A 24,052-nucleotide genomic window follows, 5' to 3' on the forward strand; every position below is an offset into this window, starting at 1 on the left:
CTTTCGCGAGCAAGCCCGCTCCCACAGTTGGATTGTGGGGTGCCTGGTAGATAGGCGTCAGCTGAAAGGTCGCCATCGCAGGCAAGCCCGCTCCCACAGGGGAATGCGTTCACATGTGTGGGCTTACCTGCGATGAGGCCGGTACAACCACCACACATCCCTGGGTTTGATTACAAACCTGTCATCCAATTGTGCGGCTTTTGTCCGCATCCGCTGGTTACCGTGACGGCCTGCTTTCTGGAGCCCTCACTATGTACCGCACTGCCTTGTTCCTGAGCCTCGCCGTGGCCACCGCCGCCCAGGCGGCGCCACAATTGCCCCGCCACGCCGAGCTGGATTTGCACACCGCTCGCCAACTGGCCGATGCCAGCCTGGCCCACTGCAGCGCAGCGCTGACCGTCCTCGACCGCGGTGGCAACCTGTTGCTGGGCCTGCGCGCTGACGGTGTCGGCCCGCACAACAGCCTCGCCAGCCAACGCAAGGCGTACACGGCGCTGTCGACAAAAACCCCGACCCGGCTGTTTGCCGAACGGGCGCGCAATAACCCCGAGGCCGCCAACCTCAACAGCTTGCCCGAGCTGCTGTTGCTCGGCGGCGGCGTGCCGCTGTTTGCCGACGCCGAACTGGTCGGTGCGCTAGGCATCGCCGGTGCCGGTGGCGCCGCGCAGGATGAAGCCTGCGCCGTGCAGGCCGCCGAGCAACTGGGCTTGAAAATCACCCCTTGATTCCACTTCCCTCAAAAGGACTTCGCGATGAAAACCTTGAGCATGACCCTTGCCGCACTGAGCCTGAGTGGCCTGTGCAACCTGGCCCAGGCCGACGGCAACCCCCTGAGCGTGCACGTACTCAACCTGGAAAATGGCCTGCCAAGCGCCGGTGTCAATGTCACCCTGGAACAGCACGTGGGCGATAAATGGCAGTCGCTGTCTGAAGGTGTGACCAACCAGCAAGGCCGCATCGCCGAGCTGTTCCCGGCCAACCGCAGCATGCAGCCGGGCGAGTACCGCGTGGTGTTCAAGACCGGCGATTACTACAAGAAGGCTAACCGCGAGACGTTCTTCCCCGAGGTGCCGGTGATTTTCCAGGTCAAGCAGGCCGACCAGCACTACCACATCCCGCTGCTGCTCAGCCCTTACGGCTTCTCCACCTATCGCGGTTCATAGGCCCGCGGCCAGCTGCAGCCCATTGAGGTCGCGTATCTCGATGGCGCCGTAACTCAAGCCGATAATGCCCTGTTGCTCCAGCGCCTTGAGCAGACTGTTGATGGTCTGGCGCGACAGGCCCAGCATTGCCGCCAGATCCTCCTGGGGCAGCTGCAGCACGCGGCGCGCCTGCTCCACTTCGCCGTAGCCTTGGGCAATCATCAGCAACCGATGGGCCAGCCGCTCTGAGGCGGGCATCAGGCTTATCTGTTCGATAGTGATCAACGACAGCCGCAGTTTATGGCTCATCAACAGGGCCATCTCCCGCCAGAACAGCGGACGCTGTTCGAGGATGCCGAGCATCGCCGCCTGCGGCACCTGCAACAACTTGCATGCGCCGGTGGCCAGGGCATCGTGGGTGCGCGGCAGGTTGTCGAACAGGCAGATCTCGCCGAACCAGTAGGGCGTTTCCACCAGGCTCAGCACCGCTTCCTTGCCTTGGGCACTCACCGCGCTGATGCGCACCGTGCCTTCCAGCACCGCATACACGCCGCACGGCGGGTCACCGCGCTTGAACAGGTACTGCCCCGCCGTCAGCACACGCAACCGCGCCGCCGCCAGCAGGCTACGCTGCAAGTCAGGTGGCAAATGGCTGAACCACTGACCGCGAGCCAATTGTGCGTGCCATGTCCCTGTGTCCATGCGAACTCCGAAGATTGTCGCCCAGTTGACAGTTAGGCACCGACTGACAGGGCATGATCAAACATCCTACAGGAGGAACAACAATGAAAAGCCTCGTCGACCACCTCAGTCAATACGCCGCGTACCACCGCGACCCACGCAACATTGCCAGCCACTTCATCGGTATTCCGTTGATTGTGGTGGCGGTGGCCGTGCTGCTGTCGCGCCCCGAATGGTCGGTGGGCGGGCTGTGGCTGTCACCTGCGGTGCTGTTGGCGCTGTTTTCGGCGTGGTTTTACCTGCGCCTGGAACTGGCCCTGGGCGTGTTGATGACGGTGCTGATGGGTTTGTCGGTGTGGGCCGGGCATGTGCTGGCGGCGCAAAGCACGGCGGTGTGGCTGAGCAGCGGCGTGGGCATGTTTGTGGTGGGCTGGGTGATTCAGTTCGTCGGGCACTACTACGAAGGCAGGAAGCCTGCGTTTGTGGACGATGTGTCGGGGCTGATCGTGGGGCCGTTGTTTGTGGTGGCGGAGTTGGCGTTTTTGCTGGGGTTGCGGCATGAGCTCAAGCGGCAGATTGAAGAGCGTTCGGGGCCGGTGGCTCGCCGCGATCTTAAGCCAAGCGAGGTCTAAATGTGGGAGCGGGCTTGCTCGCGAATGCGGTGGGTCAGTGATGAATGTATCAACTGACACTGCGCATTCGCGAGCAAGCCCGCTCCCACAAGGGTTTTGTGTTGGGCTCAGGTTTTGGGTTTGAAGAACAGGGTCTCGCCACGGGCCAGGCCGGTGAGGCTGTCGTGGTCTTTCACCACTTCGGCCTCGATCAGTTCGCTTTGGCCTTCAACCTTGAGCGTAACCCGCGTCGTGGCACCCAACGGCCGGATATCCCGCACCTGCGCCGCATGGTGATCCTCCAGCTCATGGCGCGACAGCGACACTTCGTGGGGGCGGAACAGCAGGTGCTTGTCTTCGCCCAAATGCAGGCGGTTGGAGTCACCCAGGAAGTGATAAACAAAGTCACTGGCCGGGTTTTCGTAGACGTCGCCCGGTGAACCGATCTGCTCGATCACGCCCTTGTTCATCACCACAATACGGTCGGCGACTTCCATGGCCTCTTCCTGGTCATGGGTCACGAAGACCGAGGTCAGGTTGATATCCTCGTGCAGGCGCGCCAGCCAGCGGCGCAGTTCTTTACGCACCTTGGCGTCGAGGGCGCCGAAGGGTTCGTCGAGCAGCAACACCTTGGGCTCCACCGCCAGGGCGCGGGCCAGGGCGATACGCTGGCGCTGGCCGCCGGAGAGTTGTTCGGGGTAACGGTCGGACAACCAATCCAGCTGCACCATGTTCAGCAGCTCATGAACCTTGCTCGCGATCTGGCTTTCGCTGGGGCGTTGGTTTTTCGGCTTCATGCGCAGGCCGAAGGCGACGTTATCGAACACAGTCATGTGGCGAAACAGCGCGTAGTGCTGGAACACAAAGCCCACGTTGCGATCACGCACATCGTGGCCGGAGACGTCTTCGCCATGGAACACGATGCTGCCGGCATCCGGGGTTTCCAAGCCGGCAATGATGCGCAGCAAGGTGGTCTTGCCGCAGCCGGACGGGCCCAGCAACGCCACCAGCTCGCCACTCTGGATATCCAGGTTGATGCTGTCCAGGGCCTTGAAGGCGTTGAAGTTCTTGCTGACATTACGGACTTCGATCGACATGACTTATTCCTCACCCGCGCTGTTGCGCAGGCGGTTGATTCGGTTCTCGCTCCACTGCTTGAGCAGCAGGATGAAGAGCGCCAGGATCAGCAACAGGCTGGCCACCGCAAACGCGGCAACGTGGTTGTATTCGTTGTAGAGAATCTCGACATGCAGCGGCAGCGTGTTGGTAACGCCGCGAATGTGGCCGGACACCACCGACACCGCGCCGAACTCACCCATGGCCCGCGCGGTACACAGCACCACGCCGTAGATCAGGCCCCACTTGATGTTCGGCACGGTGACATGCCAGAACATCTGCCAGCCATTGGCGCCCAGCAGGCGTGCGGCTTCTTCTTCCTGGGTGCCCTGCTCCTGCATCAGCGGGATCAGTTCACGGGCCACGAACGGCACGGTGACGAAGATGGTCGCCAGCACGATGCCCGGCAGGGCGAACACGATCTGGATGTCATGGTCTTGCAGCCACGGCCCGAAGAAGCCCTGGGCGCCGAACATCAGCACGTACACCAGGCCTGCGATCACCGGCGAGACCGAGAACGGCAGGTCGATCAGCGTGACCAGAATGCTCTTGCCACGGAACGAGTACTTGCTCACGCACCAGGCGGCGCTGACGCCGAATACCAGGTTGAGCGGCACCGAAATCAGCACGGCGATCACCGTGAGTTTCAGCGCCGACAGCGCGTCCGGTTCAAGGATTGCGGTGAAGAACGTCCCGAGGCCGTTCTTCAAGCCCTGGGACACCACCACCAGCAACGGCAGCAGCAGGAACAGCACGAACACCAGCCAGCCAAGGCCGATCAGGATGCGTCGCGAGGTCGCGCTGCCACGGCGGGCGGCGTTGGCCGAGGACGCGGCGCAAATAGACGATTGGGACATGTTCCGCGCCTCCTTATGGACGTTCGATGCGCCGCTGCAACAAGTTGATCAGCAGCAGCAAGACAAAGGACACCACCAGCATCAGCACACCAATGGAGGTGGCGCCGCGGTAGTCGTATTGGTCGAGCTTGACCATGATCAGCAGTGGCAGGATCTCGGTTTTCATCGGCATGTTGCCGGCGATGAAGATCACCGAACCGTACTCACCCACGCCTCGGGCAAACGCCAGGGCGAAGCCGGTCAGCCAGGCGGGCAACAATGCCGGCACGAGGATGTAGCGGAACACTTGCAACGGCTTGGCGCCGAGGCAAGCGGCGGCCTCTTCGATTTCCCGGGGGATATCGGCCAGTACCGGCTGCACGGTGCGCACCACAAAAGGCAACGTGACGAAGGTCAGCGCCAGGGTGATACCCAGGGGGGTGTAGGCGATCTTGAAACCCAGGTCGGTGGCAAACTGGCCGACCAGGCCATTGGGTGCGTACAACGCCGTGAGCGCGATACCGGCGACGGCAGTGGGCAGAGCGAACGGCAGGTCGATCATCGCATCAATGACCTTGCGCCCGGGGAAGGTGTAGCGCACCAGCACCCAGGCGAGCAGCGTGCCGATCACACCGTTGATCAGCGCGGCGTACAGCGCAGTGCTGAAGCTCAGCTTCAAGGCCGCCAATACGCGAGGTGCGGAAATGATGTTCCAGAACTGATCCCAGGTGAGTTGAGCGGCGTGTACAAACATCGCCGCCAGGGGGATGAGTACGATCAGGCTGAGGTACACCACGGTGTAGCCCAGCGTCAGCCCGAAGCCGGGTATGACGGGGGAGATACGACGCGACATAAGAGTCCTTGGTTAGCGGAACGGATATGCAAAATCCGCAAATGAATGCGGGCTCTCCTGACCCCTGTAGGAGCGAGCTTGCTCGCGAAGATCGTCAACGATAACGCGGGCAGTCTGTTTGCACGCGGTGCCTTGAAGTTTTTCGCGAGCAAGCTCGCTCCTACAGTGATCGGTGTAGTTATTGCGCCGTGTAGATCTGGTCGAACACACCACCATCATTGAAGAATTTCGGTTGGGCAGTTTTCCAGCCGCCGAAGTCTTTGTCGATAGTCACCAGGTCCAGTTTCGGGAACTGCTGGGCGTATTTGGCGGCGACTTTTTCATCCCGTGGACGGTAGAAGTTCTTCGCCGCAATCTCCTGGCCCGCCGGGCTGTACAGGTGGTTGAGGTACGCGGTGGCGATCTCGGTGTTGCCCTTTTTCTCGGCGTTCTTGTCCACCACCGCCACCGGCGGTTCCGCCAGGATCGACAGGGACGGCACGACGATGTCGAATTTGTCGGCGCCGCCGTCTTCCTTCAAGGCCAGGAACGCCTCGTTTTCCCACGCCAGCAGCACGTCACCCTGGCCATTGTTGACGAAGGTAATGGTAGAACCGCGCGCGCCGGTGTCCAGTATCGGGACATGCTTGAACAGCTCTTTGACGTATTCCTGGGCCTTGGCTTCACTGCCGCCGGCCTTGAGGCCGTAGGCCCAGGCGGCGAGGAAGTTCCAGCGCGCACCACCGGAGGTTTTCGGGTTGGGCGTGATCACCGACACGTCTTTCTTGATCAGGTCGCCCCAGTCCTTGATGCCTTTGGGGTTGCCCTTGCGCACCAGGAACACAATGGTGGAGGTGTACGGCGTGCTGGCGTCCGGCAGGCGGGTCTGCCAGTTCTCTGGCAGGGTCTTGCCCAGCTTGGCGATTTCGTCGATGTCACCGGCCAGGGCCAGGGTGACGACGTCGGCGCGCAGACCATCGATCACCGCCCGGCCTTGTTTGCCCGAGCCACCGTGGGACTGCTGGATCTTGACGTTGTCGCCGGGGTGGGACTGCTTCCAGAAGCTGGTGAACTCAGCGTTGTAGTCCTGGTACAGCTCACGAGTGGGGTCGTACGAAACGTTGAGCAACTCGTAGTCCTTGGCAACGGCGGAACCGGCAAACACGGCACTGGCCAATGCGGCCAAGGCATAACGGCGAATCGACGACATAGAAGCTCCTGAAATTCTTATATGTTGGCGCAACCCTGTAGGAGCGAGCTTGCTCGCGAAAAACCCAAGAGCACCGCGTTAAAACTGATGCGCTGCGTTATCGTTGGCGTTTTTCGCGAGCAAGCTCGCTCCTACTGGTGACGTGTTCTTAGGCGGGTTTGTTACCCGGGTTCTGCAGACGGAATTTTTCCTTGCGTTCGATCTGTACCACTTGGGCGTTGTGCACGGTGATTTCCACCGCGCCAAACCGCAGGTCGCGCAGGGCGCTCTGGATTTCACGCAAAATGGCTGCTTCGTCCTGGCCGTCAACGCTACGTAGAGATGCGCTCATGGTCTCGCTCCTGAAATGAGTAGTGCCTGGCAGTGGCGGCACTGCTTGCGGCGTGAGGGCGATAGTAGATAAGCGCGGATATTCTTAAAAATACTATTTAAGAATGTTTATATAACCAGAAAGAATTTTCTGATAGGGCATGGGGTTGCAAGGCTTTCGGCAGAAAAAACGCACACACACAGGCGCCGCAGAACCTCTGTGGGAGCTGGCTTGCCTGCGAAAGCGGTGGTGCAGTAACACCTGCAGTGACTGACACACCGCCTTCGCGGGCAAGCTCGGCTCCCACATTGACCGAGTCAGTCTTGGCGGATCAGAGGGGCCCGCGTCCAATCAATCTCCTGGGCCGGCATGGGCCGCCCAAACCAATACCCCTGCCCCATGTCGCATTCCTGGTCCAGCAGGAACCGCGCCTGTTCCACCTGCTCGATGCCTTCGGCGTGTACCTGCATGCCCATGCTTTTGGCCAGGGCGATCACCACGCGCACAATCGCCGCGTCGTCTTCGTCCCATGGCAAGCCCGCCACAAAGCCCTGGTCGATCTTGAGCTTCTGCACCGGCAGGCGTTTGAGGCGCAGCAACGAGGAATAACCGGTGCCAAAGTCGTCGATGGCCAGGCGCAGGCCCAGTTCGCGCAAGCGGTGCAGTTGCTCCAGGGCGACTTCAGGGTCGTCCATCACGGCGCTCTCGGTGACTTCCAGCTCCAGGAAGGCCGGATCCAGCCCCGTGGCGTGCAGCACTTGGGCCACTTGCTCATACAGTTCGCGCCGGGCAAACAGGCGGCTGGAGACATTGATTGCGATAAAGCTCAGCGGCGCGCCGTCGGCCAGCCACTGGCACATCTGGCGGCAGGCCTGGTCCATCACCCATGCATCGATGTCGGCAATCAGCCCGGTGCGCTCGGCGATGGGGATGAACTCGCCCGGCGGGACCAGGCCGCGTTCCGGGTGCTGCCAGCGCACCAGTGCTTCAACGCCGACCAAACGGCTGTCGTGCAGGTCGTGCACCGGCTGGTAATACACGCGCAGCTCATGTTGATCGAGGGCGCGGCGCAGCTCACCGGCGATTTCCACTCGGTGTTGGGCATGGGCGGTCAGCTCTTCGGTATACAACGCGTAACCTTCGCGCCCGGCGCTCTTGGCCTTGAACAAGGCGGAATCGGCGTTGCGCAGCAGTTGCTCGGCGCTCAAGGCGTCACTGGGGAACAGGCTGATACCGATACTGGCGCTGATAAACAGCTGGTTGCCGTCAAAAATGAACGGTTCCTTCATGGCGTTGAGCATGCGCTGCGCCAAGGCCGCCGCTTGCACCACCTGCGGGCAGCTTTCGGCCAGCACGGCAAATTCGTCACCCCCCAGGCGCGCCAGGGTCACCCCCGGCCCAAACAGGCCGCTCAGGCGTTCGGCCACCAGCTTGAGCAATTGATCGCCGACGTTATGGCCCAGGCTGTCGTTGATGATCTTGAAGTGGTCCAGGTCCATCAACAGCAGGGCGCAGCCACGCTTATGCACCTGCGCAGAGGCCAGGGCCTGCTCGGCGCGATCGGTAAACAACAGGCGGTTGGGCAGGTCGGTGAGCGGGTCGTGATGGGCCAGGTGCGCCAATTCGTGCTCAGAGTTCTTCATGGCGCTGATGTCCGAGAACACCGCGACGTAGTGGCTGACCTTGCCCTGGTCGTCGTGAATCACGCGGATGGTTTGCCACTGGGGGTAAACCTCGCCGCTTTTACGTCGGTTCCAGATTTCGCCGCTCCATTCGCCGGTGCTTTCCAGGGCCTGGAACATGTGCTGGTAGAAATGCGCCGAGTGGCGCCCGGACTTGAACAGGCTTGGCCGCTGGCCCATCACGTCGTGGCGCTGGTAGCCGGTGATCTCCATGAACGCGCGGTTGACGTGCACGATCAGCCCCTGGGTATCGGTGACCAGCACCCCTTCGCGGGTGCAATCGAACACCGCAGCGGCCTGGCGCAGGCGCTCGCGATTCTCTTTCAGGGGTTGTTGCAACGCGTGGGCGCGGGCAAAACGCCGGCCTATCCAGTAAATGAGCAACGCGCTGAGGCTGACCCCCACGTATCCACGCGCCTGCAGCCAGTGCCCCAGCTCCATGGGTTCATCGATAAAGTTGATTAATAGGTAATTGCTGAGCTGGAGCCAAACGATAGAAACCAGCAGGTATACCAACCCCGCACGTAGGGCACCTCGGTATGAAAACAGCATATGCTTAGTAATCCTTACTAAATAACCAGAATCGCCCTACAAAGAATCCGGATTATAGAGTAGGAAACACTTTGTAAGTCTTATCTGAAACGGTGACTGGTTTTATCTGCAAAGGAAGTGATAATGCGGGTGCTGTTTTTTACTTTATCTGAGGGCCATACAGCCTATGTGGTACAACGGTTTTCTTGATCTGTCCGCCTGGCAACTGGTGGCAGTCACGCTGTTGATGACCCACGTGACCATTATTGGGGTCACTGTCTATCTGCACCGTTATTCGGCCCATCGCTCGCTCGAGCTCAATGCCGGCCTTAAACACTTCTTCCGCTTCTGGCTGTGGCTGACCACGGCGCAGAACACCCGCGAGTGGACCGCCATCCACCGCAAACACCACGCCAAGTGCGAAACCGTCGATGACCCGCACAGCCCGGTGATCAAGGGCTTGTCCACCGTGCTGCGCAAAGGTGCCGAGCTGTACCGCGCCGAGGCGGAAAACCCCGAGACCCTGCGCATCTACGGCAAGAACTGCCCGGACGACTGGATCGAACGCAAGCTCTACACGCGCTACCCGCTGTTGGGCGTGGCGCTCATGGGCGTGATCGACCTGCTGCTGTTCGGCACCATCGGTATCACCATCTGGGCGATCCAGATGATGTGGATCCCATTCTGGGCCGCCGGCGTGATCAATGGCCTGGGGCATGCCGTGGGCTATCGCAACTTCGAATGCCGTGACGCCGCCACCAACCTGGTGCCGTGGGGCATCATCGTCGGCGGCGAAGAGCTGCACAACAACCACCACACCTACCCCAACTCGGCGAAGCTGTCGGTGAAGAAGTGGGAATTCGACCTGGGTTGGGCCTGGATCAAAGTGTTCAGCTTCCTGCGCCTGGCCAAGGTGCAGCGTGTAGCGCCCATCGCCCACCGCGTGGAAGGCAAGGGCAGCCTGGACATGGACACCGCCATGGCGATCCTCAACAACCGCTTCCAGATCATGGCCCAATACCGCAAGTTGGTGATTGGCCCACTGGTCAAGCAGGAGCTGGAGAAAGTCGATCATTCAGTGCGCCACCAGTTCCATCGCGCCAAGCGCCTGTTGTCGCGGGAAACCAGCTTGCTGGAAGACCGCCACCACCTGCGCATCCAGAGCATGCTGGAACACAGCCATGCCCTGACCGTGATCTACGAAAAGCGCCTGGCGCTGCAGCAGATCTGGCTCAAGACCAGTTCCAACGGCCACGACATGCTGGCTGCGATCAAGGAATGGGTGCATGAGGCCGAGGCCAGCGGCATCCAATCCCTGCGCGATTTTGCCCACCAGTTGAAGACTTACTCGCTGCGTCCTACAGCGGCGTGAGGGCGCCGTGGGAGGGTTCGCCCTCCCACGCACTGGCTTTTTGGCGCCATTTTCCGGGCACCGTCAATCCACGCCGTTCACGGAACTTCACCGCAATTCCCCTCTCTCAAAGAACACTTCGCCATCATGGTGACCCCTTGTAGTGACCGCTTTTGCACCTGCGGCGCGCCCAGAGAGAGTTGTACCGATGGTTCACGAAAAGCCCAGCCTGCCCGATGTGCCCACCGCAGAGCCGCCGCGCCCGGCCGCGGCGGCGACCCTGTTGGCGCTTATGCATGCTCAAGGTGAAGTCGAGCGGCTGAGTGAGCGCGAGCAACTGCTCAGCTCCCTGCTGGTCAGCGTGAACGCCGTGCTCTGGGCCATCGACTGGGAAACACGCCGCGTGCTGTATGTGAGCCCGGCCTACGAGCGCCTGTTTGGCCGCTCCGCCGGCCTGCTGCTGGCCGACCACCGTGAATGGCGCAACAGCGTCCACCCCGAAGACCTCGACTACGCCGAGCACAGCCTGGCCCGCGTGCTGGAACAGGGCGCCGTGGAGGACCGCGAGTACCGCATCATCACCGCTGACGGGCAGATCCGCTGGTTGAGCGACAAGTGCTACATCAATCAGCAAGTGGTACCCGGTGAAGCGCTGATCGTGGTGGGCATCGCCGAAGACATCACCGAAAAGAAGCAACTTGAGCTGGAACTGCATCGCCTCGCCACCACCGACGTACTGACCCAAAGCAGCAACCGCCGACACTTCTTCGAACTCGCCAACCAGGCGTTCGACAATGCCTGCGCGCAAGGCACGCCGCTGGCGTTCCTGTTGCTGGACATCGATGACTTCAAAGACATCAACGACACCTACGGCCACCTGGAAGGCGACCAGGTGCTGCGGCGCATCGCCGAGAGCGGTCGCGGGGTATTGCGCCGTGGCGACCTGTTCGGGCGCGTTGGCGGCGAAGAATTTGCTGCTGTGCTGCCGGGTTGCCCACCGGAGATGGCCCTGCAGGTGGCCGAACGGTTGGGCAAGGAGATCCAGGCGTTGGTGTTCAGCTATGAGGGGCATGAATTCAACGTGACCGTCAGCCAGGGCCTGGCCGGCCTGCGCGAAGATGACTCCACCCTCGACGGCCTGTTTGCGCGAGCGGATGCGGCGATGTACGAGGCCAAGCGCCAAGGCAAGAACCGCGTTATCGCCGGTTAACACCGGTCAACTGTGGGAGCTGGCTTGCCTGCGATGGCGTCTTGACTGACACACCGCTATCGCAGGCAAGCCAGCTCCCACAGTTGTTCGGTGTGTGTTTCAGGTTTTGCGTACTCGGGTGAGTTCCGGCAGGCCGACCTTGAGCAGCCGTGCGGTCTTGCTGCCTGCCAGTTCTTCGAGCCCTTCGTGCTCGGTCAGCCGCGCCATTTGCACCGCCAGGTTCACCACCAGGGCTTCGCGCGAATACACCCCGCCTTCAAGTGAATAGATCCCCGCGATCAACTGCCGCAACTCCAGCGGCAAGCGCCAACGTGTGCGCAATGCCGAACCGTAGGCGGCGCCAAAGGCGTCGAGGGATTCGCCGATGGTTTGGTCATCCAGGGCGCCGCCGCCCTGGCGCCAGTCTTCCAGGCAGCGCAACAAAGCCAGGTCGCCCAAGCGGTGCAGGATGCAGGCGCTGTAGCAACGCTCGTGATCGAGCTCCAGCATGCGCGCCAGGCGCCGGGCGTAGTCGGCGCTGTCCTGGGACAGTTGCCAGTGCCGCTCGGCGTAGGCCACCAGCCCAGGGTCACCCAACACTACGTTGTGCTTGAGCGCCAGGCCGAGGATGAGGTTCATGCTCTGGCCGGGCACCAACTTATGCAGGGCTTCTGGCAGGGTCTGCACCGGCGTGCCGTGGTAGCCGGCGCTGTTGGCGGCGGCGATCAGTACGGCGGTGATTTGCGGGTCGCTGTGTACCTGGTCTTCCAACTGCTTGAGGTCCAGGCCTTCGGGGCCGAGGCTGTGTTGCACGGCCGCTTTCACATCCACGCGCAGTGGCGCCCCATCGCAGACCTCACGGCGCCGCTCCAGGAAGGCGGGCAGGGTCATGCCCGGCGCCAGCGGTGGGATCTCGCAGTACACGCTTTCGCCTTCGTTGAGCAGCAGGTCTTGCAGGCGCTGGGTCAGGCTTTCCATGTTCAGTGGGCGGGTGAGGTAGGCGGTGGGCGCCAGGGGCAAGGCTTCGCGCACGCTGGCGCTGTCGTTGCGACTGCTCAGCAAGATAAACGGCAGCGAGCGACGCTTCTGGCGCACGCTGCGCAGCAGGCTCAGGCCATCCACGCCCGGCAGCTCCCAATCCGCGAGGATCAGGTCATAGGTTTTTTCGCCCAACAGCGTGGCGGCGTGCTGCCCATCGGCGCACACATCCAGCCGTGCGTCACAGCGCACATTCAGCAGCACTTGCTTGAGCAGGTCCCGCGACCAAGGGTCTGCTTCGGCGATTAACACTCGGGGTACAGCGGGTAAATCAACAGCAGTCATCCAGCACGCTCCATCGGCAATGCTTGCACCTTAGACAATGCAGGCGCGTGCGTACAATGAAGCAGGCACAAAAAAACCGCCGAAGCGGTTTTTTTGCTTTTTCTTTTTGTAGGAGCGAGCTTGCTCGCAAAGGTCGTCAACGAAAACGCGGGCAGCCTTTGAAACGCGGTGCCTGGGTTTTTTTCGCGAGCAAGCTCGCTCCTACAGGGGCGTGTCAGAGTTCGGAGAAGCACTCTTCGATGATCGCCAGGCCTTTGTCCAACTGCTCGTCCGGCGAGGTCAGGGGCACCAGTACGCGCAATACGTTGCCGTAGGTACCGCAGGACAGCAGGATCAGGCCCTTGTCACGCGCCTTGGCCACCACGGAGGCAACAGCGGCAGCGTTTGGCTTGTGGGTATCGCCGTCTTCGAACAGCTCGACCGCGATCATCGCGCCCAAGGCACGCACTTCGCCGATCACCGGGTACTTGGCCTGGATAGCCTTGAGGCCAGTCACCAGGCGCTCGCCCACGGCCTTGCAGCGGTCCAGCAGGTGTTCTTCTTCGAACACTTCCATCACGGCCAGGGCCGCGGCGCAGGCGATCGGGCTACCGGCATAGGTGCCGCCCAGGCCACCCGGGGCGATGGCATCCATGTATTCGGCCTTGCCGCACACACCGGCCAGCGGGAAGCCGCCGGCGATGGATTTGGCGAAGGTGGTCAGGTCGGCGGCAACGCCCATCTGTTCCATGGCGAAGAAGGTACCGGTACGCCCGGCACCGGTTTGCACTTCGTCGGCAATCAGCAGGATACCGTGCTTGTCGCACAGTTCGCGCAGGCGCTTCATGAAGGCTTTTGGCGCGACGTAGAAACCGCCTTCGCCCTGCACCGGCTCGATGATGATGGCGGCGATATCACGCGGCTCGGCATCGTTCTTGAAAATGCGCTCGATGCTGGCGATGGAGTCGTCGACGCTCACACCGTGCAGTTCGTTAGGGTACAGCGCACGGAACACGCCACCTGGCATCAGGCCCATGCCGGCCGAGTAAGGCACCACCTTACCGGTGAGGCCCAGGGTCATCATGGTACGGCCGTGGTAAGCACCGGTGAAGGCGATCACACCGGCACGGCCCGTGGCGGCGCGGGCGATTTTCACGGCGTTTTCTACCGCTTCGGAACCGGTGGTGACCAGCAGGGTTTTCTTGGCGAAATCACCTGGCACCTTGGCGGCGACTTTCTCGCACACTTCTACGTAGGGCTCGTAGGCCAATACCTGGAAGCAGGTGTGGGTCAGCTTGTTGAGTTGCTCGGTCACGGCCGCGATGATTTTGGGGTGCACGTGGCCGGTGTTCAGCACGGCGATACCACCGGCGAAGTCGATGAACTCGCGACCTTCAACGTCGGTCACGGTGGCGTTCTTCGCGGAGTCGGCGAAGATCGGGTGAATCTGGCCAACACCGCGCGGTACAGCGGCTTCGCGGCGTTTCATCAGGGATGCGTTGGTCTTGCTCATAAAGTCCTCATTCGCCGCTCATCGGGCGGCGTGGCTCAAGGATAGGTGGCGGGGAGGCAACTACGGCAGCATGCGATGATCGACTGCCACAGCTTTCCCGGCCACTGCGAATAACCATGTGAAACACGCAAAGGGGCAGCGCTCTCGTGCCCTCTGCGTTTACTGCAATCCCGTGCCTTAGATGCCCAGGCAGAGGTATTTGATTTCCAGGTAGTCCTCGATCCCGTACTTGGAGCCTTCACGGCCCAGGCCCGAGGCCTTGATGCCGCCGAACGGCGCCACTTCGTTGGAGATCAACCCGGTGTTGACGCCGACCATACCGTATTCTAGGGCCTCGGCCACACGGAACACACGGCCCAGGTCGCGGGCGTAGAAGTAGGAAGCCAGGCCGAACTCGGTGTCGTTGGACATGGCGATCACTTCGGCTTCGTCTTTGAAGCGGAACAGCGGCGCCAGCGGGCCGAAGGTTTCTTCCTTGGCGACGGCGGCGTTTTTCGGCACGTCGACCAGGATGGTCGGTTCGAAGAAGTTGCCTTCCATCACCTTGCCACCGGCCAACAGCTTGGCGCCTTTGCTCAGGGCATCAGCGATATGTTCCTGCACCTTGGCCACGGCTTTTTCGTCGATCAGCGGGCCGGTGGTGGTGCCGTCTTCCAGGCCGTTACCGATCTTCAGTTTGGTCACCGCTACCTTGAGCTTTTCAGCGAAGGCGTCGTACACCGAATCCTGAATGTACAGGCGGTTGGCGCAGACGCAGGTCTGGCCGTTGTTACGGTACTTGGAGATGATCGCGCCTTCGACGGCCTTATCCAGGTCGGCGTCGTCGAACACGATGAACGGCGCGTTACCGCCCAGCTCCAGGGAAACTTTCTTGATGTCCTTGGCGCATTCGGCCATCAGCTGGCGACCAATTTCGGTCGAGCCGGTGAAGGACAATTTACGCACGATGGGGTTGCTGGTCAGCTCGCCACCGATGTCGCCAGCGCTGCCGGTGACTACGCTGAGCACGCCTTTGGGGATACCGGCGCGGTGCGCCAGCTCAACCAGGGCCAGGGCCGAGAACGGAGTTTGCGAGGCGGGCTTGATCACCATGGTGCAACCGGCGGCCAGGGCCGGGCCGGCTTTGCGGGTGATCATCGCCGCAGGGAAGTTCCACGGGGTGATGGCTGCGGTCACGCCGATAGGCTGCTTGATCACGATCAGGCGCTTGTCGGGCTGGTGGCCGGGGATCACGTCACCGTAGATGCGCTTGGCTTCTTCGGCGAACCACTCGATAAAGGACGCGGCGTAGACGATTTCGCCCTTGGCTTCGGCCAGCGGCTTGCCTTGTTCGAGGGTCATCAGGCGGCCGAGGTCGTCCTGGTTTTCGATCAGTAGCTCAAACCAGCGGCGCAGCTTGTTGGCGCGCTCCTTGGCGGTGAGTGCGCGCCAGGCTGGCAGGGCCTTGTCGGCGGCTTCGATGGCGCGGCGGGTTTCCGCGGCGCCCATCTTCGGCACGGTGCCGAGAATCTCGCCCGTGGCTGGGTTGTTGACCTTGATGGTTTGACCATTGTCCGCATCGACCCAAGCGCCATCAATGAAGGCTTGCTGGCGGAACAACTGGGTGTCTTTAAGCTGCATGTCGGCTTTCCTTAACAGCACCGCGCGCACGCGGAGCGAATTAGAGTTGTTGAAAGGCGCCTTGTGGGCGATGTCTTTGTAGGAGCGAGCTTGCTGGCGAAAAATTCAAAGGCGCCGCGTAAAACCAGAAGCGCGACGTCATCGTTAACGATTTTCGCGAGCAAGCTCGCTCCTACACGACATCAACCTGGGCTGCCGTCAGGGAAATCAGTCCAGCACGCCAGGATAGGTGAAAAGCGCACGGGAGACAGAGCGTTTGAAATCTCAAACGAATCCTAGGATCAATGGGGGTGCAGGGCAATAGTCTGTTCGAAAAAAAGAACGATTATGGCGCATCGGGCTCATCTTTCGGATCAAACGCACACACGGCAACAGCCCCGGAGCCTTGTGGGCGCCGGGGCTGTTGGGGGCTTTGCAGCTTAAGGTTGGAACGACTTGAGCACGGCCAGCAGGCTGGTCAAGTTGTCGGCCACGCCGCCCTGGGCGACTTTTTCGGTGGCGGCGGCGCCAGCGGTGGTGTCGACGCTGTAGATCTGCATCACGCCCTGGTTGGTGGCGGCTTGGGCCAGGGTGTTTTGTTGCTGTTGGGCCGAGACCGAGTTCTGGAACAGAATCGCCGTGGCCTGGCCCATGGATTGGTAGATGGTGCTCATGGCCATTGCGGGTGATTCGGCAACCACCTTGACGTTGGTCTGGGTGACGGCATCGGTGATTTGCGGGCTGACTGTACTCATGGTGGAAACTCCTGGGTTGAGAAAGAACAACATCCGTTATTGCTCAGTGCTTAAGGCTGAAACGACTTGAGCACGGTCAACAGGCTGGTGAGGTTATCCGACACGCCGCCCTGGGCGACTTTCTCGGTGGCCGCCGCACCTGCGGTGGTATCGACGCTGTAGATCTGCATCACGCCCTGGTTGGTGGCCGCCTGGGCCAGGGTGTTTTGCTGCTGCTGGGCCGACACCGCGTTCTGGAACAGAATCGCCGTGGCCTGCGCCATAGATTGATAGATAGTGCTCATCGCCATCGCAGGCGATTCGGCCACCACTTTGACGTTGGTCTGGGTGACCGCGTCGGTAATTTGCTCGTTGACTAATGGCATGATCAATTTCCTTATTTAGTACACGGTGCATTCCGTGTTCATCAATGAACGTTGCGAAACAGGCGCTGTGAAACCTGGTTTAGGGTTTCGCTGCGGGACCCAACGCCGCTTCAATCTGGGCGATCAACCCTTGGATCAGTGCCTGCACTTCCTTGCGTTGCGCGTCCTGGTCGGGAGCTGCGCCGTCCAACACCTGTCGCAGGGCCGCTTCACGTTGCTGGGCAGCGGTCTTGAGCGCTTGTTCGTTGGCCTTCGATTGCTCAAGCACCTGGGTGGCGCGCTTGAGGGTTTCGTCGACGATGGCCTGGGGCGTTCCGGTGAATACCTGCGGGTTGCGCAGCATTGCTTCGAGCCGTTGGCGGTCGTCGGTGGACAGGACCGAGGGTTGCATAGCGACCTCCTTAGGGGCTGCCTTGGCGGCGACACGCCCGCTAAAGCCGCACCTCAACGTTGTCCTGCCAGAAACCGGCAAAGTAAAAGTGCGGCGACGAATCACAGAAGGTCGCCAACTCCGCAGGCGTTATGGCGCTGGGCTGGTTGGGGAAAATGGCAGGCGGAGGCGGTAGCAGGTTGGCCTCGTTGTAGAGGTTGCCGACTTCATAGCAGTTGGCCGCGAATTGCGAACAAAAGGACCCGCTGCCAATGTCGATAGACTCGTTGATCCGCGTCACCAGGCTGGTATCGGAAGTCCAGCGCCGAAAGGCTGAGATCATCGCGTTCCACACGCTGTAGCGGCCCCGAATATCACCGCCGATCTTGTCGAAATAGAACTGCTTGGCAGCCACCGTCGCCGCCTCGCCCAGTTCGGTATCCACACAGGAAAACACCATCGCCGAGCGCGGCGGTTTTTCCAGGCTCAGGTCGGTCAGGGCCAGGCCACTGCCGACACTTTCGATCACCATCGTGTCACTCACCGCAATCGCTGGGTGAACCACATTCAGGTAGGTCGTGTCCTGCGAGAACACCTTGGCCTTGACCAGTTGACCGGCTTTGATAAACGCCCGCGTTGCGCTGTCGTCATCTTGTTTGACGGAAAAAATAATATCTCCAGGCTGCATGATGTCGCTCCTCACTCAAGAAAAGTTGCTTTCAAGTTGCTGTTGCACCGCCCCAGCAGAACGCTGAAGCGCTGTGCTCGGTTCAAGCCGCTGGCGCGGCCCGGTTGGCCAGGGTGCTGGCGTACTTGGCGATGCTCTGGTCGATCTTGTCGATGGCCACGCTGGCGGCTTCGGCTTCCATCGCCCCGGCAGCGGCAGCCACGGCGGCAGCGGCGCCTACCAGCAGGTCCGTGACCAAGGCGCCCAGGGCGTCTTCGGCAGCGGCTGGCAGGTTGTCCTTGACGATGTTCTCGGTCATTTGCTGGAGCAGCACGGCCTGGGCCGCCAACGCGATCTTGCTGACCCCGTCGAAGTACCCCGCCGCCGCCTGCGCCACCAGCCCGGCCGCCTGGCTAATCATCATGTCGGCCGGCACCGCGATCTGCGCCGGCGCATAGGCAAAGTTCTGCGAATTGGTGAACTGCACCGCCTGCACGATCTGGCTATTGAGCGCCGCCGTGCTGTCGGATGACGGCGCGCTCACCTGGTTGAGCAGGTGCTCGTTCATGCGCGCCATGATTGAGCGCGAGGCCGGTGCGGTAGGCGCCGGCGCAGGTGGATCGGCGGCGGGCGTTGCTTGGGAGGCGGCGGGTTTCTTTCTGCTGAACCACGACATAATCGATCTCCCGAGGGCTCAGCCCTTCTCGCCAATCTGCATGATCAGCGCCACGGCCTTGGAGATCACCGCGTTGGAAATCTGATTCATCGCCTGCTGGCTGTTGACCGCGTTCTGCAACGACAGGCCCGCCGCGCTGCTGGCCACCTGGTACAGCGACGCGATGGCCTGGGCCGGCGCCTCGGCTACCACCTTGACGTTGGTTTGAGTGACCGCGTCGGTGATCTGGCTGTTGACCTCTGTCATACATCTCTCCTTGATGGCATTCACCCAGGTTTGGGTGTGGATAGCGGCGGCGTGCTGCGCTCATACCACTAGAACGCCCCACGCCAACATGTGTGAATCACCTTCAGCGCAACGCATCGCGCAGCAGTTGCACACGCTTGCGCACCAGCGGCAGCTTCACGTGCAACTCGGCGGCGATTTGCGGGTAAGGCAGGTCATCGACAAAACGCATCTCGAACAAGCGCTGCTGCAACAGCGGTAATCGTGCGACGTGCGCCTCGAGCTGCTCCAGGCGCTCATAACACTCCACCCGCTCCAGCACCGAAGCGCAGGGCGCGGCGAGCGCGGCCAGGTGATCGTGCTCAAGGTCCACCGAATCATCGAACAGCCGCCCCTCGCGCTTGCTGCGCCGCAGGCTGTCGAGAAACACATGATCGAGCACCAGAAACAGAAACCCCTCGGGGTCACGAATGCGCTCCGGCGAGCGCCGAAAAAACAACAGGGCCTTGATCGCCGTGGCCGCCAACCACTCCTGGCCCTGATCCAGATTGCCCTTGGCCCGCCGCAACGCCCGGCGCCTGAGCTCGCCGTGCACAGCGCGCCAACTCGCTTCGAACAAACGGTCATCGGCGGCCCATTGATCCTTGAACTGAACAGTCATCCCCATCGCCAGCACTCCTGTGCATCCTTGATGAAGGGCCAGTCTGCGAGGGCTCGACGGGGGTACGCTGTTACCTGGGGAACACCGCCACAACTAATTCAGCGCAAAAGCCTTGCGCCTCAAATGCTCAACATCATTGATCACCATGCGCTCCAGATCGCCGCTGATCACCCCACTGCGCCGCCATACTTGCAGTTGCACATTCAGCTTGGGGCGGCTGGTATTCAGCATCGACGCCAACACCCCTTGGCTCGCGGGCAACGACACACTGGGCAAAGCCAACGCCAGGTCAATCTCACCCAGGTTGGCCAACAGAAACCGCGCCAACCGCGACTCCAGCCGATGCAGGCATACCAACTCCAGCAATTCGATGGCGTGCAGCAACCGCAGCATCATCAGCATCAACAAACGCCGCAGAAACACCGGCTCCTCAAACAACACAGCAAAATGCCGGCTCCCCAACTGCAACAACCGCGTAGGCCCGCTGGCAAAAGTGGAAGACTCGCGCCCATGATCCTTGATCAACGCCGTCTCCCCCACCACCTGCCCCGCCCCGGTACTGCCGATAATCTGCTCGCGCCCATCCGGCCCATGCACCACCGAATAAATCCGGCCCTCCACCACCAACGCAATGAATTCGAGGGTGTCATCCTTGAAATACAACAGCTCACGATCATCCAGCGTGCGCTCCACCATATGGGTGGCGACGTAGCGCAAGAGATGCTCCGGCATACCTCGAAACAAATCGGAGCGAGCCAGCAGGGTTTGTCTGAGCGGGAGATCGAGCATCACGGTTCCTTTGGAATGCATGCGTTCACCTGAGGAATTGCGGCGTGGAAGCGGGTTAAAGCCACAAGAGCAAAGCAAACAAAGGGACGTGCGGCGCGGGGAGTTGTGAATGAGGGTGGCGATTAGCCATTTTTTGTCGGAAATGGACGACAGGGGGCGGGGGGAATGCCGGAATGGACGCATCAGGTCGACATGGGTATGATGTCGCCCGCACAAGCATCCGTAGCTCAGCTGGATAGAGTACTGCCCTCCGAAGGCAGGGGTCGTGGGTTCGAATCCCGCCGGGTGCACCAGATATGAAAAGAAAAGCCTCAGGTCGGGAGATCTGGGGCTTTTTTGTTTTTGATGTTTTATCTACCGGATGGATGCTTTAAGTCGCTTTGAAATTGTAGAGGTCGGCGTTATGAGTAATGTGCAGTACCCAGGTAATTGAACAGCCTGAGTCAAACAGCTTTCGCCATCTGAGCTTCGATTTCAGCGAGTAAACCTTGAATCAAGCCTGCTGCATAACGCTGCGCCCTGATCAGTTCGTCTTCATCCTCGTCGCCATGGAACCTTGCATAAGCGACTGCTCCTACCTTTTCAAAACCATCGCTGAATTCATCATCGCCGAAGCGCCGGGATAATGCAGCCAACCCATCTCTCACGGCCTCTTGATGCTTCCCCGTACGAATTCGCTCCACAAAAAGCCCAGCCACACTTTCAAGTGAGCCTGTGTACCGAACTACATGGATGAGATCTGCCGCATCCTTGTTCTCTTGCCGCTGATCAAGAGCAATAGCCTTCAGAATTACGAATGCAGGCACGTCTGCGAAACGTACGGTATCGACCGACACTCCTCCACCATCAAGCAATTGAGCGCCCACCTCTCTTTCTTGATACCAATCGTGCACGATTCTGGCGTGTTTAATGGTCAGTGCCGAAACGTGCTCACCGCTGACGCTTACCGCCTTTCCAGGCTGCTCGTCTCCGGCATCACGCAACAACTCCACGACGACCTCAATATGTTCATCAACCTGCCTGCGCCATCGCCAAGACGTGGGTTTGCCATCCTCAACCCAGCGTAGAAAGCCGCGCGCCTTCAACTGATCGGCGAGGCTGACGTATTCATCGCCGGTCGCGAGAATTTCCAGGTTGAGCACAATGTCTACATCAGATGTACCCACGTGCAATGGCACCTCTGGTGGCGCCTCGGGAGTCAGGTATCGAGGCACCAATCCGCCGACTAGACGTAATGTATCCTTCAAGTTACCGAACGCACTGAGTAGTGTAAGTAAGGTCCTCTCACATGCGCTCGTCACATCAGCGTCGTACCCAGCAGCCGTACGAGGTTTCAATTCCTTGCCCATTCAACCTCCAAAAGATTTCTGATGTGCTCAGCCAACTCCTTGTTTCTCCCTCGCCCATCAAGGAGATCAAGATACTGAATGTATGGGCTGGCAAAATATGCAGGATATTCAGGATACGGTTGTGTAAAAAGCAGGCTAGCGCCTTCACGCTCAGTGATGGTTACGTTCGCGCCTTTTTTTACGGGCTTGAGCCTGAGCATATCCGCCATATCATCTGTATATCCCTTAGGGATAATCAGGTCGACCGTGTCTATGCTTGTTAGCAATGGCGCTAATACATTGCCTGCAGCCGCACCTGTAAACGCCCATGGAAAATCGACCTGCTTTTCGACGATCGTTTCGGCAATCCGTGCAAGCAGGTGCCTCGGGTTTTCCACAAACGTATACCAAGTGGATGAGCGCTCACGTGTTCGTGTCTGCCACTGCTCGGCCCACGCGTCGAGCAAAGCTCCTGGGTTGACCAACCGTCTGCGATGCGTCGGGCCCCCACCTATAGATTCGCACCATTCGCGTTGCGTTAGCTCTTGAAGCACCAGTGAACATGTGTACTGAGAGGTTTTTGCTAATTCCGATAACTCAGCCCCCGTCAGCCATTCATGGCAGTGCATTAGCAGCGAATGAATGACGTTTTCACGAGCACCCGTAAAAAGCTGTGTCGCTTGCTTCAAGGCTCGGGGTTTTGATGGTCTTTGTATATCAATTAGCCAGTAGTCATGTTTGAGGTAAAGGCTTCCGCCTAGCTCAAAAAAGGCGATGTCTCTCTCTTTCAATTCTTTCTTTGCGCCAGGGCTCAACGATTGCGCTGCAATCATCCGAACACTGCCCTCCTCGTGGGGGCGACTTCGTTCAAAACTGTCCAACCGCCAGACCGCGTCTCGGATGTCGCGGGGATAGGCACTGCCAATGACCTCGACGAGGATCTTTAGCGCTGTGGCAGAAGTTCTCAGTTCTATTACACCGTCAGGCCCCGCAGTCACGCCTTCATGCCCTTGATAAAAGTCGAGATCTGAGTGCATATAAAGACGCGCCTCATCCCCGAAGACCTCAGTGAGACTACGCACCAACCCATCCAAGACTTCACGTTCAACCTTGGAGCCCCAATCATGATGTCTTTCCATACCTTAGCTCTAGTCCTCTTTAGCTGGGCAGCAAAACTTCAGATACGAGCAATAGGTTAGCTCAAATCACATCTTTAGCTGAACAGCTAAATATACCCAAAAAGCTAAAAATAGATCATTTTTTAATCAAAATAACTCGGAGCGGCACGCCAATGACGCCGGACTTTCATTAAAAAACGCCCCTACCCGGCGACTTATAGCTTTTTGCCGTTATGCCCTGTACCGCGATTCACCACACCTCCCCTTCAACCCCTCCCGCAACACCCCCTCCAACACCCCAAAAAACCCCTGAATATGCCCCTGCTTCAACGCCTGCGGCCGCGTAACCAAATAAACCTCCATCGCCGGCAGTTCTATCTCCTGAAAAACCTCACTCAACCCCGTCGCCAAAATACGCGGCAACACCGCCACCCCCATCCCCCGCTTCACCGACTCAAGCTGCACCGCAAACGAACTCACCCTAATCGGCGCATGGTCCAGCCCCGCAGCTTTCGCAGCGCGCATTTGCGGTAGCAGATCCAGCGGCGGCAGCAAGGCAATACTGGCGGCAGTGGCTGGCGTTAGCGCAGGAAACCGTTGCAGGTATTCGGCGGTAGCGAACACGCCGTAAGCGAGTTTGCCGAGCCCCCGATAGATAAGTGAGGGTTCGCCCAGTTGTGCAGTGCGTATGGCGATGTCGGCCACACCTCGTACGATTTTGTGGAAGTCGGTGGTGACCTGCAGTTCTACGGAGCAGCCTGGGTGCTGCGCTGTGAAGCGGCTGGCGGCTTCGAGCACGCTGGCGGAAAAGCCTTCGCCAGCGCTCACCAGCACGGTGCCGCTGAGGGTTGCTGGCGTGCCGTCGACGGGGGCCTGGCGTCGCAGGCCGGATTCAGCCGCCAGGGCGACGTCCACCAGGGCTTGGCCTCGGGAGGTGAGCCGGCAGCCTTCCACGCCGCGTTCCACCAGTGGCTCGCCCAGGGCGGTTTCCAGTTGGGTGAGGCGGCGGGAGACGGTAGAGGCCGCGATACCGAGTAATTGGCCTGCCTGTAAAAAGCTGCCGCGCCGTGAGACTGCCAGCAGCAGTCGAAGATCGTCCCAATTTGCCTGCAATGCCATATCTCCGCGCTTCCCTGGTGTGCAGATGTGCAAAGCCATTATGCCGCAGGCGCTGTTTTTACGGCGCGGGCTCG

At 60.3% G+C, this 24,052-nt stretch carries 26 protein-coding genes and 1 tRNA gene; 6 read left to right on the forward strand and 21 right to left on the reverse strand.

The annotated features are described in order from the left end of the window. The first annotated feature begins 251 nt into the window (after positions 1-251). Positions 252-725: a heme-binding protein gene (locus A7K61_RS08700; RefSeq protein ID WP_044271345.1), complete on the forward strand. Its 474-nt coding sequence runs from the start codon at positions 252-254 to the stop codon at positions 723-725. 27 nt (positions 726-752) lie between these two features. Then, positions 753-1,163 carry a hydroxyisourate hydrolase gene (gene uraH, locus A7K61_RS08705; RefSeq protein WP_069557419.1) on the forward strand — a complete coding sequence of 137 codons (411 nt, stop codon included), beginning with the start codon at positions 753-755 and terminating at the stop codon, positions 1,161-1,163. Here uraH and A7K61_RS08710 read toward each other — a convergent pair. Next, positions 1,158-1,844, reverse strand: a complete 687-nt coding sequence (locus A7K61_RS08710; RefSeq protein WP_069557420.1) for a Crp/Fnr family transcriptional regulator — start codon at positions 1,842-1,844, stop codon at positions 1,158-1,160. The genes uraH and A7K61_RS08710 overlap by 6 nt on opposite strands. Before the next feature lie 83 nt (positions 1,845-1,927). On the opposite strand from A7K61_RS08710, the gene A7K61_RS08715 reads away from it, so the two are divergent. Further along, positions 1,928-2,455 (forward strand): DUF962 domain-containing protein, encoded by a 528-nt coding sequence (locus A7K61_RS08715; protein WP_069557421.1) that lies wholly within the window; start codon positions 1,928-1,930, stop codon positions 2,453-2,455. A 107-nt stretch (positions 2,456-2,562) separates the two neighbouring features. Here A7K61_RS08715 and A7K61_RS08720 read toward each other — a convergent pair whose 3' ends face one another. From A7K61_RS08720 to dibA, 6 genes are all read right to left on the reverse strand, one after another. Then, a complete protein-coding gene (locus tag A7K61_RS08720) occupies positions 2,563-3,531 on the reverse strand; it encodes a sulfate/molybdate ABC transporter ATP-binding protein (protein WP_032894194.1) in 969 nt (322 codons plus the stop codon). A 3-nt stretch (positions 3,532-3,534) separates the two neighbouring features. Next, positions 3,535-4,407, reverse strand: coding sequence for a sulfate ABC transporter permease subunit CysW (gene cysW / locus A7K61_RS08725; protein ID WP_044271338.1), 873 nt, complete (start codon positions 4,405-4,407; stop codon positions 3,535-3,537). A 13-nt stretch (positions 4,408-4,420) separates the two neighbouring features. Next, positions 4,421-5,239 carry a sulfate ABC transporter permease subunit CysT gene (gene cysT, locus A7K61_RS08730; RefSeq protein ID WP_032894195.1) on the reverse strand — a complete coding sequence of 273 codons (819 nt, stop codon included), beginning with the start codon at positions 5,237-5,239 and terminating at the stop codon, positions 4,421-4,423. A 178-nt stretch (positions 5,240-5,417) separates the two neighbouring features. Next, positions 5,418-6,428 (reverse strand): sulfate ABC transporter substrate-binding protein, encoded by a 1,011-nt coding sequence (locus A7K61_RS08735; protein ID WP_003187562.1) that lies wholly within the window; start codon positions 6,426-6,428, stop codon positions 5,418-5,420. Positions 6,429-6,576: 148 nt separating this feature from the next. Continuing rightward, a complete protein-coding gene (oscA, locus tag A7K61_RS08740) occupies positions 6,577-6,759 on the reverse strand; it encodes a sulfur starvation response protein OscA (protein WP_010565387.1) in 183 nt (60 codons plus the stop codon). A gap of 296 nt (positions 6,760-7,055) precedes the next feature. After that, on the reverse strand, positions 7,056-8,972 hold the full coding sequence (dibA, locus tag A7K61_RS08745) for a phosphodiesterase DibA (RefSeq protein WP_069557422.1): 1,917 nt from the start codon (positions 8,970-8,972) through the stop codon (positions 7,056-7,058). Positions 8,973-9,138: 166 nt separating this feature from the next. Between dibA and desA the strand changes: the two genes are divergently transcribed. Continuing rightward, positions 9,139-10,323 carry a delta-9 fatty acid desaturase DesA gene (desA, locus tag A7K61_RS08750; RefSeq protein ID WP_032894197.1) on the forward strand — a complete coding sequence of 395 codons (1,185 nt, stop codon included), beginning with the start codon at positions 9,139-9,141 and terminating at the stop codon, positions 10,321-10,323. A 187-nt stretch (positions 10,324-10,510) separates the two neighbouring features. Beyond that, positions 10,511-11,512: a sensor domain-containing diguanylate cyclase gene (locus A7K61_RS08755; RefSeq protein ID WP_034134599.1), complete on the forward strand. Its 1,002-nt coding sequence runs from the start codon at positions 10,511-10,513 to the stop codon at positions 11,510-11,512. 99 nt (positions 11,513-11,611) lie between these two features. Here A7K61_RS08755 and A7K61_RS08760 read toward each other — a convergent pair whose 3' ends face one another. The 11 genes from A7K61_RS08760 to A7K61_RS08810 form a co-directional block, all read right to left on the reverse strand. Continuing rightward, positions 11,612-12,814, reverse strand: coding sequence for an HDOD domain-containing protein (locus A7K61_RS08760; protein WP_003187555.1), 1,203 nt, complete (start codon positions 12,812-12,814; stop codon positions 11,612-11,614). A gap of 214 nt (positions 12,815-13,028) precedes the next feature. Continuing rightward, on the reverse strand, positions 13,029-14,306 hold the full coding sequence (gene gabT / locus A7K61_RS08765; protein ID WP_014716416.1) for a 4-aminobutyrate--2-oxoglutarate transaminase: 1,278 nt from the start codon (positions 14,304-14,306) through the stop codon (positions 13,029-13,031). Positions 14,307-14,483: 177 nt separating this feature from the next. Then, the gene (gene gabD, locus A7K61_RS08770; protein WP_003187552.1) at positions 14,484-15,926 is read right to left on the reverse strand and encodes an NADP-dependent succinate-semialdehyde dehydrogenase; all 1,443 of its coding nucleotides are present in this window, start codon (positions 15,924-15,926) and stop codon (positions 14,484-14,486) included. Between the two features lie 419 nt (positions 15,927-16,345). Beyond that, positions 16,346-16,660, reverse strand: coding sequence for a RebB family R body protein (locus tag A7K61_RS08775; RefSeq protein WP_003187551.1), 315 nt, complete (start codon positions 16,658-16,660; stop codon positions 16,346-16,348). Positions 16,661-16,710: 50 nt separating this feature from the next. Beyond that, a complete protein-coding gene (locus A7K61_RS08780; protein WP_003187550.1) occupies positions 16,711-17,025 on the reverse strand; it encodes a RebB family R body protein in 315 nt (104 codons plus the stop codon). Between the two features lie 79 nt (positions 17,026-17,104). Beyond that, positions 17,105-17,416, reverse strand: coding sequence for a hypothetical protein (locus A7K61_RS08785; RefSeq protein ID WP_044271326.1), 312 nt, complete (start codon positions 17,414-17,416; stop codon positions 17,105-17,107). A gap of 40 nt (positions 17,417-17,456) precedes the next feature. Next, entirely contained in the window at positions 17,457-18,083 is a 627-nt protein-coding gene (locus A7K61_RS08790) for a hypothetical protein (protein WP_003187547.1), read from the reverse strand. 82 nt (positions 18,084-18,165) lie between these two features. Further along, positions 18,166-18,738 carry a hypothetical protein gene (locus A7K61_RS08795; protein ID WP_069557423.1) on the reverse strand — a complete coding sequence of 191 codons (573 nt, stop codon included), beginning with the start codon at positions 18,736-18,738 and terminating at the stop codon, positions 18,166-18,168. A gap of 18 nt (positions 18,739-18,756) precedes the next feature. Beyond that, positions 18,757-18,984: a RebB family R body protein gene (locus A7K61_RS08800; RefSeq protein ID WP_003187543.1), complete on the reverse strand. Its 228-nt coding sequence runs from the start codon at positions 18,982-18,984 to the stop codon at positions 18,757-18,759. Between the two features lie 103 nt (positions 18,985-19,087). Beyond that, positions 19,088-19,630 (reverse strand): RNA polymerase sigma factor, encoded by a 543-nt coding sequence (locus A7K61_RS08805; protein WP_171905464.1) that lies wholly within the window; start codon positions 19,628-19,630, stop codon positions 19,088-19,090. An 87-nt stretch (positions 19,631-19,717) separates the two neighbouring features. After that, positions 19,718-20,434 (reverse strand): Crp/Fnr family transcriptional regulator, encoded by a 717-nt coding sequence (locus tag A7K61_RS08810; RefSeq protein WP_047712299.1) that lies wholly within the window; start codon positions 20,432-20,434, stop codon positions 19,718-19,720. A gap of 195 nt (positions 20,435-20,629) precedes the next feature. Here A7K61_RS08810 and A7K61_RS08815 point away from each other — a divergent pair. Then, a tRNA-Arg gene (locus tag A7K61_RS08815) sits at positions 20,630-20,706 on the forward strand. A 150-nt stretch (positions 20,707-20,856) separates the two neighbouring features. On the opposite strand, the gene A7K61_RS33610 is transcribed toward A7K61_RS08815, so the two are convergent. From A7K61_RS33610 to A7K61_RS08830, 3 genes are all read right to left on the reverse strand, one after another. Continuing rightward, a complete protein-coding gene (locus A7K61_RS33610; RefSeq protein WP_069557425.1) occupies positions 20,857-21,762 on the reverse strand; it encodes a hypothetical protein in 906 nt (301 codons plus the stop codon). Continuing rightward, positions 21,747-22,880: a type IV toxin-antitoxin system AbiEi family antitoxin gene (locus tag A7K61_RS08825; RefSeq protein ID WP_069557426.1), complete on the reverse strand. Its 1,134-nt coding sequence runs from the start codon at positions 22,878-22,880 to the stop codon at positions 21,747-21,749. The genes A7K61_RS33610 and A7K61_RS08825 overlap by 16 nt, the downstream gene beginning before the upstream one ends. Before the next feature lie 210 nt (positions 22,881-23,090). After that, positions 23,091-23,978, reverse strand: a complete 888-nt coding sequence (locus A7K61_RS08830; protein WP_069557427.1) for a LysR family transcriptional regulator — start codon at positions 23,976-23,978, stop codon at positions 23,091-23,093. Positions 23,979-24,052: the final 74 nt, after the last annotated feature.

This window comes from Pseudomonas sp. AP42, from assembly GCF_001728935.1.
Lineage (GTDB): Bacteria > Pseudomonadota > Gammaproteobacteria > Pseudomonadales > Pseudomonadaceae > Aquipseudomonas > Aquipseudomonas lactis.

Excerpts from the sequence above, each read along its gene's own strand:
- A7K61_RS08715 (WP_069557421.1), top strand. The coding sequence starts at position 1,928 with ATGAAAAGCCTCGTCGACCACCTCAGTCAATACGCCGCGTACCACCGC.
- uraH (WP_069557419.1), top strand. The coding sequence starts at position 753 with ATGAAAACCTTGAGCATGACCCTTGCCGCACTGAGCCTGAGTGGCCTG.
- oscA (WP_010565387.1), bottom strand. The coding sequence starts at position 6,759 with ATGAGCGCATCTCTACGTAGCGTTGACGGCCAGGACGAAGCAGCCATT.
- A7K61_RS08805 (WP_171905464.1), bottom strand. The coding sequence starts at position 19,630 with ATGGGGATGACTGTTCAGTTCAAGGATCAATGGGCCGCCGATGACCGT.
- A7K61_RS08780 (WP_003187550.1), bottom strand. The coding sequence starts at position 17,025 with ATGCCATTAGTCAACGAGCAAATTACCGACGCGGTCACCCAGACCAAC.
- A7K61_RS08710 (WP_069557420.1), bottom strand. The coding sequence starts at position 1,844 with ATGGACACAGGGACATGGCACGCACAATTGGCTCGCGGTCAGTGGTTC.
- A7K61_RS08800 (WP_003187543.1), bottom strand. The coding sequence starts at position 18,984 with ATGACAGAGGTCAACAGCCAGATCACCGACGCGGTCACTCAAACCAAC.
- A7K61_RS08775 (WP_003187551.1), bottom strand. The coding sequence starts at position 16,660 with ATGAGTACAGTCAGCCCGCAAATCACCGATGCCGTCACCCAGACCAAC.
- A7K61_RS08720 (WP_032894194.1), bottom strand. The coding sequence starts at position 3,531 with ATGTCGATCGAAGTCCGTAATGTCAGCAAGAACTTCAACGCCTTCAAG.
- cysW (WP_044271338.1), bottom strand. The coding sequence starts at position 4,407 with ATGTCCCAATCGTCTATTTGCGCCGCGTCCTCGGCCAACGCCGCCCGC.
- A7K61_RS08825 (WP_069557426.1), bottom strand. The coding sequence starts at position 22,880 with ATGGAAAGACATCATGATTGGGGCTCCAAGGTTGAACGTGAAGTCTTG.
- A7K61_RS08760 (WP_003187555.1), bottom strand. The coding sequence starts at position 12,814 with ATGACTGCTGTTGATTTACCCGCTGTACCCCGAGTGTTAATCGCCGAA.
- gabD (WP_003187552.1), bottom strand. The coding sequence starts at position 15,926 with ATGCAGCTTAAAGACACCCAGTTGTTCCGCCAGCAAGCCTTCATTGAT.
- dibA (WP_069557422.1), bottom strand. The coding sequence starts at position 8,972 with ATGCTGTTTTCATACCGAGGTGCCCTACGTGCGGGGTTGGTATACCTG.
- desA (WP_032894197.1), top strand. The coding sequence starts at position 9,139 with ATGTGGTACAACGGTTTTCTTGATCTGTCCGCCTGGCAACTGGTGGCA.
- A7K61_RS08830 (WP_069557427.1), bottom strand. The coding sequence starts at position 23,978 with ATGGCATTGCAGGCAAATTGGGACGATCTTCGACTGCTGCTGGCAGTC.
- A7K61_RS08755 (WP_034134599.1), top strand. The coding sequence starts at position 10,511 with ATGGTTCACGAAAAGCCCAGCCTGCCCGATGTGCCCACCGCAGAGCCG.
- gabT (WP_014716416.1), bottom strand. The coding sequence starts at position 14,306 with ATGAGCAAGACCAACGCATCCCTGATGAAACGCCGCGAAGCCGCTGTA.
- A7K61_RS08735 (WP_003187562.1), bottom strand. The coding sequence starts at position 6,428 with ATGTCGTCGATTCGCCGTTATGCCTTGGCCGCATTGGCCAGTGCCGTG.
- cysT (WP_032894195.1), bottom strand. The coding sequence starts at position 5,239 with ATGTCGCGTCGTATCTCCCCCGTCATACCCGGCTTCGGGCTGACGCTG.
- A7K61_RS08795 (WP_069557423.1), bottom strand. The coding sequence starts at position 18,738 with ATGTCGTGGTTCAGCAGAAAGAAACCCGCCGCCTCCCAAGCAACGCCC.
- A7K61_RS08790 (WP_003187547.1), bottom strand. The coding sequence starts at position 18,083 with ATGCAGCCTGGAGATATTATTTTTTCCGTCAAACAAGATGACGACAGC.
- A7K61_RS08810 (WP_047712299.1), bottom strand. The coding sequence starts at position 20,434 with ATGCATTCCAAAGGAACCGTGATGCTCGATCTCCCGCTCAGACAAACC.
- A7K61_RS08785 (WP_044271326.1), bottom strand. The coding sequence starts at position 17,416 with ATGCAACCCTCGGTCCTGTCCACCGACGACCGCCAACGGCTCGAAGCA.
- A7K61_RS33610 (WP_069557425.1), bottom strand. The coding sequence starts at position 21,762 with ATGGGCAAGGAATTGAAACCTCGTACGGCTGCTGGGTACGACGCTGAT.
- A7K61_RS08700 (WP_044271345.1), top strand. The coding sequence starts at position 252 with ATGTACCGCACTGCCTTGTTCCTGAGCCTCGCCGTGGCCACCGCCGCC.